This window comes from Chitinimonas sp. (assembly GCF_041904975.1).
Classification (GTDB): domain Bacteria; phylum Pseudomonadota; class Gammaproteobacteria; order Burkholderiales; family Chitinimonadaceae; genus Chitinimonas.
This window is the reverse complement of the sequence record NZ_JAYRLZ010000015.1, coordinates 17,471-33,314: the sequence shown is the minus strand read 5'-3', so window position 1 is coordinate 33,314 and position 15,844 is coordinate 17,471. Positions and strand designations below refer to the sequence as shown.

At 58.4% G+C, this 15,844-nt stretch carries 13 protein-coding genes and 1 tRNA gene; 2 read left to right on the top strand and 12 right to left on the bottom strand.

Annotation, left to right across the window (positions count from 1 at the left end):
• Positions 1–348: 348 nt before the first annotated feature.
• From ACE3OH_RS02905 to ACE3OH_RS02895, 3 genes are all read right to left on the bottom strand, one after another.
• Positions 349–1,380: a polymorphic toxin-type HINT domain-containing protein gene (locus tag ACE3OH_RS02905; protein WP_374348146.1), complete on the bottom strand. Its 1,032-nt coding sequence runs from the start codon at positions 1,378–1,380 to the stop codon at positions 349–351.
• A gap of 583 nt (positions 1,381–1,963) precedes the next feature.
• The gene (locus ACE3OH_RS02900; RefSeq protein ID WP_374348145.1) at positions 1,964–4,096 is read right to left on the bottom strand and encodes a UvrD-helicase domain-containing protein; all 2,133 of its coding nucleotides are present in this window, start codon (positions 4,094–4,096) and stop codon (positions 1,964–1,966) included.
• A gap of 99 nt (positions 4,097–4,195) precedes the next feature.
• Positions 4,196–4,405, bottom strand: coding sequence for a hypothetical protein (locus ACE3OH_RS02895; protein WP_374348143.1), 210 nt, complete (start codon positions 4,403–4,405; stop codon positions 4,196–4,198).
• Positions 4,406–4,596: 191 nt separating this feature from the next.
• Here ACE3OH_RS02895 and ACE3OH_RS02890 point away from each other — a divergent pair, with 191 nt between their 5' ends.
• Positions 4,597–5,433, top strand: coding sequence for a DNA/RNA non-specific endonuclease (locus ACE3OH_RS02890; RefSeq protein ID WP_374348140.1), 837 nt, complete (start codon positions 4,597–4,599; stop codon positions 5,431–5,433).
• 55 nt (positions 5,434–5,488) lie between these two features.
• Here the strand turns inward: ACE3OH_RS02890 and ACE3OH_RS02885 are convergent, their stop codons facing one another.
• The 3 genes from ACE3OH_RS02885 to ACE3OH_RS02875 form a co-directional block, all read right to left on the bottom strand.
• Complete coding sequence (locus ACE3OH_RS02885) at positions 5,489–7,294, bottom strand: GSCFA domain-containing protein (protein WP_374348138.1); 1,806 nt, start codon at positions 7,292–7,294, stop codon at positions 5,489–5,491.
• Between the two features lie 238 nt (positions 7,295–7,532).
• Positions 7,533–8,576, bottom strand: coding sequence for a sensor histidine kinase (locus tag ACE3OH_RS02880; protein WP_374348133.1), 1,044 nt, complete (start codon positions 8,574–8,576; stop codon positions 7,533–7,535).
• Positions 8,573–9,289, bottom strand: a complete 717-nt coding sequence (locus ACE3OH_RS02875) for a response regulator (RefSeq protein WP_374348129.1) — start codon at positions 9,287–9,289, stop codon at positions 8,573–8,575. The genes ACE3OH_RS02880 and ACE3OH_RS02875 overlap by 4 nt, the downstream gene beginning before the upstream one ends.
• Positions 9,290–9,559: 270 nt before the next feature.
• On the opposite strand from ACE3OH_RS02875, the gene ACE3OH_RS02870 reads away from it, so the two are divergent.
• Entirely contained in the window at positions 9,560–10,900 is a 1,341-nt protein-coding gene (locus ACE3OH_RS02870) for an alpha/beta hydrolase fold domain-containing protein (protein ID WP_374348126.1), read from the top strand.
• 153 nt (positions 10,901–11,053) lie between these two features.
• On the opposite strand, the gene ACE3OH_RS02865 is transcribed toward ACE3OH_RS02870, so the two are convergent.
• The 6 genes from ACE3OH_RS02865 to rplT form a co-directional block, all read right to left on the bottom strand.
• Positions 11,054–11,130: transfer RNA gene (locus tag ACE3OH_RS02865), tRNA-Pro, on the bottom strand.
• 48 nt (positions 11,131–11,178) lie between these two features.
• Complete coding sequence (locus ACE3OH_RS02860) at positions 11,179–11,592, bottom strand: MerR family transcriptional regulator (protein ID WP_374348124.1); 414 nt, start codon at positions 11,590–11,592, stop codon at positions 11,179–11,181.
• On the bottom strand, positions 11,561–11,875 hold the full coding sequence (locus ACE3OH_RS02855) for an integration host factor subunit alpha (protein WP_374348121.1): 315 nt from the start codon (positions 11,873–11,875) through the stop codon (positions 11,561–11,563). Before ACE3OH_RS02855 ends, ACE3OH_RS02860 begins: the two co-directional genes overlap by 32 nt.
• Before the next feature lie 41 nt (positions 11,876–11,916).
• Positions 11,917–14,280 carry a phenylalanine--tRNA ligase subunit beta gene (pheT, locus tag ACE3OH_RS02850; protein ID WP_374348117.1) on the bottom strand — a complete coding sequence of 788 codons (2,364 nt, stop codon included), beginning with the start codon at positions 14,278–14,280 and terminating at the stop codon, positions 11,917–11,919.
• Between the two features lie 83 nt (positions 14,281–14,363).
• The gene (pheS, locus tag ACE3OH_RS02845) at positions 14,364–15,347 is read right to left on the bottom strand and encodes a phenylalanine--tRNA ligase subunit alpha (protein WP_374348112.1); all 984 of its coding nucleotides are present in this window, start codon (positions 15,345–15,347) and stop codon (positions 14,364–14,366) included.
• A gap of 136 nt (positions 15,348–15,483) precedes the next feature.
• Complete coding sequence (gene rplT / locus ACE3OH_RS02840) at positions 15,484–15,843, bottom strand: 50S ribosomal protein L20 (protein WP_374348110.1); 360 nt, start codon at positions 15,841–15,843, stop codon at positions 15,484–15,486.
• Between the last annotated feature and the right edge of the window lies 1 nt (position 15,844).

Here is a 15,844-nt window from a genome sequence, read left to right as displayed (position 1 = left end):
GCCGGCAGCAAGCCAGAGTTGCTTGGCAGTCGGAAGTGAAGCACCTATATCCAAGTCAGGTAAGTAGTTACTTAAAAAACCTTCGCCGGGGCTCACTTCCAAGTGCTTTGTTCGGCCACCCCATCCTTTTCCGGTTGTTTTTTCAAGTCTTTTTACAACCATATAAATCTTATTTTTATGTAGCCTTAAAGACCAACTTGCAGTCCGCATATTGGACCATTAAGCAAATTTTCATCCTCGCCATAGACAGGCGGAAAATCCCTTACCACTACACGCGCCGGCTCGCCTTGTCTTTTAGTGACAATATACAATCTGCCAAGCGTATCGATTTTGTTAGCATCAAACCAGTCAGTAACCATTTTTAGCAATGACTTCATTCCCAGCCAGACCAAGAACAATATCGGACGATTGATTTTCCGTCTTGGGAATTAACTTATTCCTCATCTTTACCAGATTGGTACTTGTGCTCTCCAAAGCATAGCAATCGGCAGTTCTACCATTTAGCAAACAGTCTGGAGAGGCACCCCCAGACCTCGAAAGAGGGGATTTATTGCCGTTAGACGACATAACGACCTCAACGTCGCGCGAAATCATAATCTCAGAAATCGCTTTCTCCTTCATTGAAATTGCATCCCTAGCCGGATTGCCGATTTCAACCGAAATATCTCCAAGCAGCTCCTTCGACGCGTTGGCTTGCTCAGGTAGCACAGACCAGTCAGGGTGACAGTCATTATGTACCCAAATGCCATCATTCCCAACAAAGTAGGTATGAAAATCTGCAACTTCAAGGTTGTATACGTCTGCCGTAAAGCTCTTGAGCTTAACCTCCAAGACCACTGAGGACCTTCCATCCATACAAATCAACAATTGCCCACACTGCAAATCCTTCAGCGCCACCCACCCTACATTCGGCACATAGAATGGGTGATCGCCTGTCGCAATAATTCGCAAATAATACTCTTGACCAGTCTCAGGGTCGACCAAAGCTATTAGAATAGAATAAACTTCACGATCTTCATGCATAAAAACACGCAATACCTCCTTGTATTCCATCGCACCTATTTTTTCGCAGCGAGAAAGTACTTTAACACCAGGTGTGATGCATTTGATTTCACACAACCCAAAATCTGTATGTACAAGCGTGTCTTCCTCAAAACACACTGAATGTGGATTGGCTTCGAGCACACCATCCTCACTCACCTTTGCCGCACCACCCTCTTCCGTATTGATTTCCTGCCGAATTTCAGTAATGCGTATCTCGTTCTGATGAGCAGCAATTTCAATCTCCCGCTGCTTGGCGGCGTCTCCGGACAAACCTTCTTCGCGTACGCGTTGATGTATCGCATAGTGAACGCCAAAGCAGTTCGCTATCTCTTGCATGGTGTAGTCCCCCGTACGGTAAGCCTCCACCATACCTTGCTTTCGGTTGGCGTGGCTCAGATACGCCTGCAATGGGGCGGCGTTGCACGCGAGGGATCTCCTGCGGTTGCTGGCTATTGACCGGTGCAGTCATGCGCTCGACAAATCGTGACGAGCCCAGAAAGATCTGCCCGGTCAGATGGTCCCAAACACTGGGAAGATCGATACCACGTCTCACAAAGCCGATATACGCAGCGACCGCCGCTCAGCGCCAAATTGGCCCGATAGCCAGTCCGTTTGCAAGCAATCGGGGGCCAAGGCCTCCCTACCGCACATGGGAAAACCCAAAACCTGTAGACACAGAGGGCACTGAGAACACAGAGCACACTGAGAAAACCCAAGGGGAATTGGGCTTGCATTGTGCCCCGGTGCGTCCCCTTCCCCATTTAACTATCCAAGCGTTGCTGCTCAACGCTCTTCGTTCAGGTTCAAAGAAAAACGGCCCCCCTCACGCTTTACCTCTGTGTGCTCTGTGCTCTCAGTGTCCTCTGTGTCTACAGACTTTTGGCGTTTCAGCCCTTGCCCAGCCCAGGCATCCGCCGCATCAGCCGTCGCTGCGCATGCGCTCGGCAAAGTCGCGAAATGCAGCAAAGCCTTCGCCCTTGCGCGGGGGAGGCGTTTTGGTGGGCGCAGGCTCGACGGCGAGCGGGTCGGCCGGCGGTGCCGCCACCACGCTTGTTGCCGGCAGCGGCAGCTTGAGCAGGCGCGCCACCCACTCGCACGGGCCGGCCGGCTCGCGATAGGCAATATGCAAGGCTTCGCGGGTGCGGGTAATCGCCACATAGAACAGATTGTGTTCCGCCCGCAGGCGCTCGCCCGGGTCGCTGAGCAGGTCTTCAGCCTGCACCGGCAAGGGCAGGCGGTCGGATGAGGCGTCGCCCAGGATCACCGTATCGAATTCGCGGCCCTTGGCGCGCAAAAAGGTGCTGAGTACCAGGCCGGCACCGGCGCTGCGGCGGGTGGCAGAAACATTTGCCTTCTCGGCGCGCTGCACAAAGCCCACCAGCGCCTTGACGCTGCCGCCATGGGCAAAGCGCTCGCTGAATACCTCACCGAGAATCGCCTCGACCAGCGCCCGCTCATCGGCATCCAGCAAATCGGCACGCGCCCAGTCACGCAGGGGCAGATCAAGCAGAATGTCGGCCGGGCTGGCCGAGCGGCCCGCTTCGCCCTCACGCCATTGCAGATGCTCGCGCAGGCGGTTGAGGCGATCGTTTACGCGGGCGGTTTCTGGCAGCTTGAGGGTGGCGGCCTCCATCGCCTGGCGCAGGCACTCGAGGCCGCTGCGCGGAATATGGGCATCGGCCGGGTAGCAATCCTTGAAGGCTTGCGCCAACGCGTCCTGCCATTCCGGCAGCAGGGCTTGCACTGCCTGCACCGCCAGATCCAGGCGCAGGCGTGGCGCCAGCTCGTCCAGGAGGCCCACCGGCGCCGCCATCAGGCCGACACCGCCGCGAAACATCCGCTCGGCCGGCAAGGACAGATGGCCAAGCATCTGGTAGGGCTTGCCGGCGTCGATCATCGCCCGCTCGAATTCGAACGCTTCGCCACGGCTGCGATACAGGACCGCCAGCGCTTGCTCGGGATGCTTGCTACGCAAGGTCAGCGCCAGATCGGCAATCTCGGCCGCCGCAACAATCTGGTGCAGGCGGATGGTGGTCTTGTGATCGACACTGGCGCTGGCCTTCTTGCTACCACCTTGCAACATTGGCAGCAGCAACAGGCGCCGGCCCAGATTGGCGGCAAAGCGATAGCAAACGCTGAGCGGCATTTCCACGATATCGGGCAAGGCCTTGCGCACCACGGCGCCCAATACCGAGGAATGGGCGCCGCGCGCCTGCTGCACGCATTGGTTGCGATCGCCCACCAGCACCAGTCGGCCGGTTTTAGCGCGTGCCAGCAAGGCCGCTTGCAACAAGGCGGTGCTGAGATCGTTCGCTTCGTCCACCGCCACCACCTCGAAGCTGGCGAACAGCCCCTTGGCCCGTGGCGAGCTGTGCGCCAGATCGATCACCTCGTTGACCAGATCGGCATAGGTGCGCAGCTGGCGCCGCTCGCGCAGGCGTTCGAATTCCAGCATACAGGCCAGCAAGGTGGCGGGCTGGCCGGCACGCACTGCCAGGTCGAACAGATCCAGATCGCGCCCGGCAGCCAGCGCCTCGGCAAAGTCGATCAGCCGCTGGCCTTTCACCATGGCGATTGCTTCATACAGTGCTTGCAGATTGCCGGGGCTGGCGATTGGAAAATCCAGCTCGGCCGCCTCGCTTGACTCCTGGTAGCGCGCCACCATCGCCTCGATGGCTTGAGTCAGCAAGGCAGACAGCTGCGGATCATCGCTCTGCAGCAAACCCTCTTCCGCCCCCCACACCAGCTTGAGCCGCTGCGCCCGCCACAGCAGGCTGCCGCATAGCGAATGCAGGGTAACTGCCCGCGGCAGGGACAGGCCATGGCGCTGCTCCATCGCCTGCAGCAGATTGTTCAGATGGCTGGCCGCATTGCGCGACACGGTAAACAGCCCGATCTTGTCCACCGCCACGCCGCGCTGCACATGATGCATAGCCAGATGGGCGATCAGCGTGGTCTTGCCGCTACCGGCGCCGGCATCGACAAACAAGCTGGCCGCCTGGCTGTCGATAATGGCTTGCTGTTGGGAATTGGGCTGGGCGGCGACATGCATGAACAAGGATTTCCGGACGGGTTGGCTTGCGGCGGGCGCCATTGTGCCAGTTGGCCGAGCTGCATGGCGCAGGCGTCTCGACATCGGCAGCCAAGGCGGCTAGCCCACGCCGGGCACCAGCTCCTGGATCACCAGGCCGAAGCGATCGATATCAAAGCGCAGCACCGCACTTTCGGCCGCACGCAAGCGCACAAACACCTCGCCATCGTCAGTCCAGCCCAGCACTTCCCACTGGCGCCCCAACTCATCACGCAGCGCATCACCAACACGCAGCTTCCGGCCGGAAGCCAGATCAATCAACAGACTCATGAATGCTCTCGTCTCTTGCCTGCGCCAACCAGTCGCGCCGGCAGTCATGGCCGATCGGGCAAGCCGCCTCCACCGTTACCCTTCCCACCGGCACGATAGCCCAGCAAGTGCACGTCCGCATGCCCACTGGCCTTTTCAGCCGGTATGATGCGCGCCGCGCCTTGCCTATCGATCTTTCAACCGGAAACTGCATGTCCCTGAAGACTACCCTGGTGGTGGCCGCAAGCACGGCCATCCTGCTCCATCATTTCAAACTCGACACCAAACTCGCCCACGCCCTCACCACCCAAGCACCAATGCTGGCGCAGCAACACAAGCCCGCCGGACAACTTACTCGCGCCAGCTACCAAACAGCCAAATCCGCCAATTTCGCCCAATGCCCGCAGTTCTTCTATCGCGGCATCGCCCCGGCCATCGCTGAACCGGGGCGCCTCAAGCCCAGCGCCCTGTGCTACGACGCGTTTGCCGTCTACCACTCCGGCCTGACCCGCACACCGATCTATGTCGCCCAGCATCTCACGCCGGCCAGCCTGACCGATGCCCAGGACGAAGTGCGCACCAACCGCTTCTTTGCCGATGCGCGCCTGCCCTCGGCCGAGCGCGCCGAGCTGGATGACTACAAGGGCAGCGGCTACGACCGCGGCCACCTCGCCCCCGCCGGTGATATGCCCACCGCACGCGCCATGGCACAGAGCTTCAGCCTGGCCAATATGGTGCCGCAGGCGCCCGACAATAATCGCGGCATATGGGCCAAATCGGTGGAAAAAGCGGTGCGCCAGTATGTGCAACGTACCGGCAGCGAGGTGTATGTGATTACCGGACCGGTGTACACGCAAGGCCAGAGCGCCGATGCGGCAGTCAAGCGGGTATGGGTGCCGGACTATCTGTTCAAGCTGGTGTATGACCCGGCCCGGCAAAAAAGCTGGGCTTACTGGGTGGCCAACCGCAACGATGCCAGGATGGAGAAGCCGATCAGCTATGAGGAATTGGTAGAGCGAACCGGCATTGCATTTCTGGCGCAGCAATAGACGCGCGGCAGACCAGCAAGATCAGCAAGCGCGCGTCGCCCTGGCGGCGGCGCGCTCAGCGGCGATTCATGATCTTGATGCGGTCTGCAATCGCCAGGGCCAGATCACGGTAATAGGCATCCGAGCCGTGTACCTGGTCTGCCTTGCCGCTGACCGGGTCGACACCGGCGGAGTGATATTTCTCCTGCCAGCCGCCGCGCTTTTTCACCCAATCATGCGCATTGAATACTGTCGCTCCCGAGCCTTGGAAAAGCTCGCACAGAAAGGTATTCACTGCCATAAAGAAAACTTCATCAAAGCGCTGCGCCGGCGGATCGCCAACCCACAGCACCCGATGCCCCGCCTTGACCATACGTTTAACAATATCAAACTGCGGCGCCCGCGTTTGGTCCACCACTACTTTCAACTCATCGAAGCTAATATTCCAGGGCCCGTCGCCATATTTAGTCTTGAGATAATTAAAAAAATGTTCATGCATGATATGGGCTTGGGAACCGATATTGGTGAGCATGGTCAACCGCCCACCCGCCTTGCTTGGCACATAGATTTTAATATAATCGTAGATCGCACGCCAGCGCTGGTCATGGCTTTTGTCGCGCGCAATGAAAAAGCGACTTGAATCCGTATCGAACTCGCAAAAATGCCAGGGTGAGCCGCCCATGATCCCACCACCGAATACCGGAACGCCGATATTCCCGAATTGATCAGCCAAGCGACTCATATGTGAATCACCCAGCAAGACAATGGCCGGCTTGCCATTCATATGCATGGTTTGCGGCCTGGCCCACTGCTCGAGAATGGCATCTTCGCAGATGGCATCGCTGGCAAGCGGGCTTGCAGGAATCGAGGCAAATGGTGAAATAACACCTTTTGTCTCACCCAACGGTATCGATGAGCCGGCAATAGCTTCCTCGAAGTGCCGCATGACAAAGCGAACGCCTTGCTCATTCACCGAGCGGAAATTCGCCTCAAAGAATTTACCCTGATTCAGTGAGGTCGTAATCAATTCATAGGATGGGAAGTAGTCAATATCGTCATATTGTCCGGCAAGATAGCCAGCCACACTGCGCAATATGGATTTGGACAGCGTGGATGCAGACAGCACATGATGTTCGCTCGCTGTTGCGGTCAATGGTACGGGGGATACGGTCAGCAGGAAGCGAATGCGCGGGTTGATCTTTCGTATGGCATCGAATGTTTGTACCAGATCTTCAACGATTTGCGGATACTGCTGATTATTGAACCGATGCTTGCCCGGATCAAACACGCCCTTGATGGTACCGGGGCAAGACGGAAAAACATAGCCATCGATATGGGACCAATATTCGGTCAAGCCCAGCGTGAAAATGAACAGCGTTGCATCAGTAATTACCGAGCGGATCGATTGCAGGGTAATCGTGCGCGCATGATTCAATTCCTCAAGCGATGCATAGCCTTCGGAGGGAATACCAGGGCGCAGCGGGTCGTAATATCTCATGCCATCGTAAAATGGCTCTGGCACACAGCTGACCAGACCCAGCGCCATGAATACCCATTGCTTCAGCAATGCCGATGTGTAGATATTTCCGGTCCGGAATGAAAACACGCCATAGCCTTGCAGCCTGGCCTGTTCGCTACCGAGCCCGGCAGGAGCGGCTTCACCGGCCAGCCAGTCAAAACCGGCTTCGCTCAAATGACGGCTGATATGCTGCGCAAAGCAAGAACCGGCCGTGATGATTCTGTCGGTACGTGATATGAGGTATTTCGGCCGCCACAAATCAAGTATCTTGCCCCGTGCAAAATCATCCACTGCCTGCTTCCAGAATCTGGATCCAGGCAGATTCGCATACGGATGATCTTGCTTTGCCACCTGATTTGCCATTCTTCAGCCCACTCCGAAAGAATGAATCATTCCCGAACCGCACACGCTTTCAGCGTGATTGGCCATTTAATGGCAATGCAAGCGTTGAATTGCGGTCTGACACATAGTGTCTCCAGGCCTGCCACCCGTCAAGCAACATACAGTTCGGCGTTTTATTTTTGCGAATAAACACGATGAGTGTTTCGACATTGCCCGATGAATTCCGCATCCGGCCTGAATCATGCACCAGCATGCATCATTAATACACGCCCGACATCAGTGCATCCTGGTAGTCGAACCGGCGCGGCAAGGCGATGATCACATGCAGTCCGCGCGCCTCGCCATTGCGCAAGATCAGTCGACCTTCGTGCTGCTCGGCCACTTCGCGCGCGATGGCCAGGCCCAGCCCGACCCCGCCCCGCTCACGGCTGCGCGACGTCTCCAGCCGGATAAAGGGCTCCAGCACGGCCTCCATATAGGCATCCGGAATACCCGGCCCCTGATCCACCACTTCGATACAAAGCTCATTACCCGTGTCCACCAAGGCAATGCTGGCGGCCTCGCCGTAGCGGATGGCATTGCCGACGATATTCTCGATACAGCGCTTCAGCGCCAGCGGATAGCCGAGAAACGGAGCCGCCTGGCCAAAGCAGCTGACTGCTTGACCGCACTCCCGCAAGTCTTCGGCAATGGTCTCGATCAAGGCCTGAATATCGAGCCACTGCTTCGTTTCGAGCAGGCGCTCGCCACGCAGAAAGTCCAGCGCTTGATCCAGCATTTCGGTCATCTCGACAATGTCCTTGCGCGTCTTTTCCTGGAGGGCGGGCGGCGACATCAATTCCGTCCGCAGGCGGATGCGCGTCAGCGGTGTGCGCAGATCATGGGATATTGCAGCAAGAAAATGCTGGCGCTCGGTGATTTGCCGCAACACGCGCTCCCGTAGCCGATTCATCACCTCGGCAGCCTGGCGTGTTTCCAGCGGCCCATGTTCAGCCAGGGGGCCAGCGGCTAGATCATGGCGAACCCGCATCGCTTCGCGGGCAAGTTGGCGTATTGGTGCGGCGATCCACTTTGCCCCGACGAATATTGCCACCAGCACACAGGCAAGCGTGATGCATTGGTCGATGAGTATTTCGCGCCAGGGAATCGGCGGCGCGGTGCGAGCCGACACGGCAATTGGCGGCAGGCCATGTCCGAATCCGGTGGCAAACGCCAGCCAGATCAAGAGCTGGCTGACCATAAATGCCAGCACCAGCAAGATCGCCAATCGGGCGAAGATCGTATCCGGCGGGCGCCATCTCATCGCTGCACCTTGGTATCAAAGATATATCCTTCGCCACGCACGGTTTTGATCAGCTTTGGCTCTTTCGGGTCATCGGCCAGCTTTTGCCTCAGGCGCGACACCAGCAAGTCGATACTGCGATCAAATGCTTCGGCGCTGCGGCCACGGGCAGCATCAAGCAGCTGGTCGCGTGTCAGGATTTGCCGTGGGCGCTCGATAAATGCCCAAAGCAGGCGAAACTCCGCATTGGATAAGGGCACAAGCAAGCGCGCAGGCGACATCAGCTGCCGCAGGTGGCGGTTGATTTGCCAGCCTTCAAAGCAAAGCACGTCGGCATCGGGCTCGCTGTATTCGCCCCGTGGAGCCTGCGTTCGGCGCAGCACCGCCTGGATGCGCGCGACCAGCTCGCGTGGCTCGAACGGCTTGGGAACATAGTCATCGGCCCCCAGCTCGAGTCCAACGATGCGATCCATCACACCACCGCGCGCCGTGAGCATCACGATGGGCATGGACGATTTGCTGCGAATGCGGCGACACACGGATAGACCATCTTCTCCGGGCAGCATCAGATCGAGCACCATCACATCGTAGCGATGACTCTCCAGCGCAGTGTCAAGCGATGGCGCGTCGGCGGCAACCGTCACCGACCAGCCGAAACGCTGCAGGTAATCGGCCAGCAGCTCGCGAATTTCGACATCGTCATCAACCACCAATACATGTAGCGGATCGCTCATCTGATTCACGGTTTCCTCGCCTGTTCTGCTCACCATGCTCCCAGTATGGGGTGCGCCTGTATCGGCTTTTGCGCAGCAATGTATCAAGTCCGATACATACCCGACAAAACACCAAGACATGGCATTCGTAAGCTAGCAGGCAGTCAGCTGACATCTGCCTGACTCAGCGGAAATGATGCGCAGTCAGGCAAGGCGTTGAACCGCCAAGCCGGCCTTGCTCGACTCAGCCATCACTTCCCACCCGGCAAATTGATTCCAGAAAGGAAAGCCATGTCTCCGTTCAATCCACATCCGCTTCCCAGCCCCTATAGCTCCAGACGGAGCCTGCCATGGGCTATCTCCAGCCTGGCACTGCTGGCCACATTCGCCGTACAGGCAGACATGGTGGTTTCCGCCAGCAGCAGTGGCAGCAGCGAACAGCAAACCTTGACCGTGTCGCTGTCGCCCAACACTGAAGATGCGGGGAAATCAGCCAATCTGTATCTGGCAGCCGTCGCTGGCAATCAGCTGTTCGCAGCAAGCGGCACCGTCAGCAATCACGCCTGGCAAGTTGTACAGGACACCGACAAGCTACCCGATATCGGCACAGTGACGTTTTCAGCCAACGGCGCGATGGGCGCTGGCGTATCCATCCCTGCATTCAGTGGCATCGACACGCGCGGCATGGCAGGTACCACAGTGTATGCAGGTTATGGCGCCAACAGCCAGGACATGCTCAAGGGCAAATTCGCGCTTGCCTACACCCTGCCTGCCGCCAGCCACGCCAATCTCGCCTATGCCGCCAGCTCGCCGGCACAAGTCCTTGACTTGTACCTGCCCGCTGGCAGCGGTCCTTTCCCCTTGGTGATCAATATCCATGGCGGCGCCTTCCTCGGAGGCGACAAGGCCATGCTGGACAGCGCGGTACTGGCCCGACTTCTGGCTGCTGGCTATGCAGTCGCCACCATCAACTATCGCCTCTCCGGCGAAGCGGTGTTTCCTGCCGCCATACAAGATGCCAAGGCGGCGGTGCGCTTTTTGCGCGCAAACGCGAACCAATATCATCTTGACCCCAAGCGCTTCGCCAGCTTCGGCCAATCGGCCGGTGGCAATATCGCCGCCATGCTGGGTACCACGGGCGGGAGCAAGACCTCCCGCAATGGCACGGTGATATGGGATGACGCGAAGCTGGGTAACCCGGATGTCTCCAGCGTGGTACAAGCCGTTGTCGACTGGTTCGGGCCGACCGACTTTGCCCAGATGGATAGCGCACTCAGTGCACAGGGCTGCGCCGCCAGTTTTATCAGCCACAATACGGCAGCTTCACCGGAATCGCGCTTTCTGGGCATTGCCATTGGCTCAAGCGGTAGTACGGCACTCGTACAGGATGCAAACCCGATCAGCTATGTTTCGGCCGCGACGCCACCGTTTCTGATCGAACATGGAAGCGTCGACTGCAATGTGCCAGCAGCGCAGTCCCAGCTGCTGGCAGCCGCACTTTCCGCACAGGGCATCGATAACACCATCCAGATCCACCAGGGCGCAGGCCACGGCATGCCCGCAGAAAGCTGGTCGGGCAAAACCAGCCTTGATCGATTGCTGGCTTTTCTCGATCGGGTATTGAAGCGTTGACCAGCGCCATAGCGGATCAAGCTGGCTCATATTGCTTGATATGGGCAAGCGTTACAGCATGCCCGGCGCATTACGCCGTGGGGCGTCGGCAAACTTCAGACCAGAAATGAGAAAAGGGCTTACAGACAAAAATCTGTAAGCCCTTGTATCTTTTGGTCGGAGCGAGAGGATTCGAACCTCCGACCCCCTGCACCCCATGCAGGTGCGCTACCAGGCTGCGCCACGCTCCGACTCGAAGGAGGCCGGATTATACCCGACTTTCCTTGCCTGGCAAGCGCTCAGGCATCCAGAAAATCGCGCAGCGCCATTAACTCGCTGCGCAGCTTCTGGGTATCGACCAAGGCCAGCGCTGGCTCGGGCTCGATCATCGCAGCCATGACTGCCTCGGCGCCGCCATGTTCGGCCGCATCCAGCGCCAGATGCTCGAGCTTGTTGCGCGCGCCGCTGATGGTAAAGCCTTCGTCATACAGCAGGGTGCGGATGCGCCGCACCAGCAGCACCTCATGGTGCTGGTAGTAGCGACGATTGCCGCGCCGCTTTACCGGGCGCAGCTGGGTGAACTCCTGCTCCCAATAGCGCAGCACATGCGGCTTGACCGCACATAGCTCGCTCACCTCACCAATGGTGAAGTAGCGCTTTGCCGGGATGGGAGGCAGGGGCTCAGGCTTGAGCGACGAGCTTTCCGTCTGCATTGTTTGCTTCCACCATACCCTTCAGTTTCTGGCTAGCGTGGAACGTGACCACGCGGCGTGCGGAGATGGGGATTTCTTCGCCGGTTTTGGGATTGCGTCCCGGGCGCTGCGGCTTGTCGCGCAGCTGAAAATTTCCGAATCCAGAGAGTTTTACACTATCGCCGGCTTCCAGTGACTGGCGGATTTCCTCGAAAAAGGCTTCCACCATGTCCTTGGCCTCGCGCTTGTTGAGGCCGACCTTGTCAAACAACAGGTCGGCGAGTTCAGCTTTGGTCAGGGTCATGTTTCTTGGTTCTTTGCTACGTGTTTCGTTGCGATATTGGCCTAAGCGCGGAGCTGGGCATCGATGCGCTTTTGCAGCGCGGCAACGAGCTGGGAGACGGCCGTTTCAATCTCGGCGTCCGAAAGCGTTTTCTGAGTATCTTGCAATATCACCTTGAATGCAAGGCTCTTTTTCCCCTCGGGCACCCCCTTGCCACGGTAGACATCGAAGCCTTCCACCGACAAAACATGGGCCTGATTGGCACTCGACATGGCGTCGATGACGTCCTGATATTGCACTGCATCATCAACAACAAAGGCCAGATCGCGGCGCACTGGCTGGAATTTGGAAACCGCCGCCGACTTCACCAGATCACGCTCGGTCAGTGCCGCCAGATCCATTTCAAACAGCAAGGGAGAAGCCGGTAATTCATAGGCCTGGGTCCACTTCGGGTGCAACTCACCAATGACGCCGACATGCTTGCCATCGACCCAGACACTTGCGCTGCGGCCCGGGTGCAATGCCGGATGCTCGACCTTGGCGAAGCGGGCAGTACGCGGCGCCAGCAAAGCTTCCAGATCAGCCTTCAAGTCATAGAAATCGACACGCTCACCCTTGGCGCCCCATTGTTCGGCACGTTTTGGGCCATAGGCCAGTGCTGCAATCTTTTCCGGCTGCTGATCGGCAGCCACGCCATGAAACACACGCGCCACTTCAAACAGGCGCACGCGATCGTGTTTGCGATTCAGATTGCCGATCAAGGTATGAATCAGGCCGCCAATCAGCGTCGAGCGCATCACGCTCATCTGGCTGGCAATCGGATTCTGCAAGCGGATGGGGCTGTCATTGCCGGCAAAATCGGCTTCCCAGCGCGCCTCGACAAAGGCATAGCTGACGATCTCCTGATAGTCGCGCGCAGCCAGTGCTTGCTTGATTGCAAAGGTCGGGCGACGCTTGCCATCTTGCTTGAGCATGGCCTGCTCTGCCACGGGCGGCCGTGTCGGTACATTGTCGTAGCCGTAGAGCCGCGCGACCTCCTCGATCAGGTCTTCTTCGCGGGCAATATCAAAGCGATAGCTTGGCGGGGTGACCATCAGCGTATCGCCCTGCCCTGCTACCGCGAGGCCAAGCTTTCGCAGCATATTGGTGACTGTATCGCCATCGAGCGCTACGCCCAATACGCGCGCCACCCGAGTCACACGCAATGCCACTGCCGGGCGCGCCGGCAAGGTCGATTCTGCTTGGGTAAGCGGTCCTGGCTGACCACCACAAATAGCCAGTACCAAGGCGGTGGCGCGCTCCAGCGCGGCGACACAGTTGGCGAAGTCCACGCCGCGTTCATAGCGGTGGCTGGAATCGGATGAAAAGCCAAGGCGACGGCCTTTGCCTGCGATCACTTCCGGGGCGAAGAAGGCCGACTCCAGGAAGACGTCCTGCGTCTGGCCTACCACCACCGCACTGGCTTCGCCCCCCATGATGCCGGCCAGGGCCAGCGGGCCGTTCTGGTCGGCGATCACCAGCATATCGGTCGTCAGGGTAATGGTCTTGCCATTGAGCAAGGCCAGTTGCTCGCCTTGCGCTGCAAAGCGCACGAGAACATCGCCATTGAGCTTGCCATGATCGAAGGCATGCATGGGCTGGCCAAGTTCAAGCAGCACATAGTTGGTGATATCGACCAAGGCCGAAATCGAGCGCAGACCGCTACGCTCCAGCTTGCGCTTCATCCAGACCGGGGTTGCCGCCGCTGCATTGACCTGTTTGATGACCCGACCGGCATAACGCGAGCAGGCATCACCAGCTTCCAGGCGCACCTGGCGCTTTTCATCATGCACCGACATGACGGGATCGATGGCCACGGGATTCACGGCCTGACCGGTAAGAGCCGCCACTTCGCGGGCAATGCCGGTAAGGCTCAGGCAATCGGCGCGGTTCGGCGTCAGCTTGAGGGTGAGAATGCGGTCGTCGAGCTGGTAGTAGTCGCGGAACGACACGCCAACCGGCGCATCGGCTGGCAGCAGCAACAGGCCATCACTGTCTTCACTAACCCCCAGCTCGCGCGCCGAACACAGCATGCCGAATGACTCGACGCCACGCAGCTTGGCTTCCTTGATTTTGAAGTCACCCGGCAGATTGGCGCCAACCAGCGCACAGGGCACCTTTACCCCGACTGCCACATTCGGTGCGCCGCAGACAATCTGCAAGGGCTCGCCACCAAGGCCGGCGTCCACCTTGCATACATTCAGCTTTTCGGCATTCTCATGGCGACGCACTTCCAGTACCTGCGCAACGACAACACCGTCGAACGCCGGTGCGGCCGCGTCGTTTTCTTCAACTTCCAGTCCGGCCATGGTCAGCAAATCAGCCAGCTGAGCATTGTCGAGGGGAGGATTCACCAGCTCGCGCAGCCAAGATTCGGAGAATTTCATGACGATTTCCCTTGTAGCTTGTAGGTCGGCCGTGGCCGACGACATCATCCACACCCGCGCTGCGGGTGCCTTACCGGTTTGGTCTAGCGAAATTGCCGCAGGAAGGTCAGGTCGTTCTCGAAGAACAGACGCAGGTCATTGACGCCGTAATACAGCATGGCGAAGCGATCGAGGCCGATGCCGAAGGCAAAGCCGGTGTAACGCTCCGGATCAATACCGACATTGCGCAACACATTGGGATGCACTACACCACAGCCACCTACTTCCAGCCAGCCGCGCTCACCCAACACATCGACTTCGGCCGATGGCTCGGTAAACGGGAAAAAGGAAGGACGAAAGCGCACTTGCAGATCATCGCGCTCGAAAAACCGGCGCAGGAAGTCGATCAAGGTGGCCTTCAAGTCAGCAAAACTGACCCCTTCGGCCACCCACAGGCCTTCCATCTGGTGGAACATCGGCGAGTGAGTCGCGTCCGAGTCCACCCGGTACACACGCCCTGGCGCGACGATCTTGATCGGTGGCTGGTGATCCAGCATATAGCGCACCTGGATCGGGCTGGTATGGGTGCGCAGGACCTCGCCGCCTTCCACATAGAAGGTGTCGTGCATGGCGCGCGCCGGGTGATCCTTAGGGATATTCAGCGCTTCGAAGTTGTGCCAGTCGCTTTCGATTTCCGGGCCATCGGCCACTTCGAATCCCATTGACTGAAATAGCGAGACGATCCGCTCTTTGACCAGAGTAACCGGATGCAGACCGCCGACGCCATCACCGCGACCGGGCAAGGTGACATCGAGCGCTTCCGCCGCCAGCTGGGCCGCAAGTTGCGACGCAGCCAAGGCATCGCGACGGCCTTGCAATGCCTGCTCGAATGCCTGTTTGGCCTGATTGATCGCCGCGCCCTGGCTGCGCTTCTCCTCGGCCGGCAGTGCGCCCAGTTGTTTGAGCAGCTCAGTCAATGCGCCGGATTTACCCAGGTAGCGTGCTTTAACATTCTCCAGCTCTACCGGATCGCTGGTTGCTGCCAGGGCCGCAATGCCTTCTTCAAGAATGGCTTGGACGTTGCTCATACTGCATCGCTCCTTATCAAGGCTGGCGATGAACTCTCCCCATGGAAAACTCATGGCCAGCATTGCTAACAGACCACCATTTCAGTGGCCGATAAAAAAAGGGAGGCTAGCGCCTCCCTTCTTAACTACCAGAAGCTCAGGCCGCGAGGCTGGCCTTCGCTTGCGCAACGATGTGCGCAAACGCAGCCTTATCAAACACAGCCAGATCAGCCAGAACCTTACGGTCGACATTGATCGCGGCGCGCTTGAGGCCGTTCATGAACTTGCTGTAGCTCAAACCGCACTCACGGGCAGCCGCATTGATACGGGTGATCCAGAGTTGACGGAATTGACGCTTCCGTTGACGACGGTCACGGTATGCGTATTGACCGGCCTTCATTACCGCCTGTTTGGCGATACGGTAGACATTTTTCCGGCGACCACGATAGCCCTTGGCCAGAGCCAAGACCTTCTTGTGGCGAGCGCGGGCTGTTACACCACGTTTGACGCGAGGCATG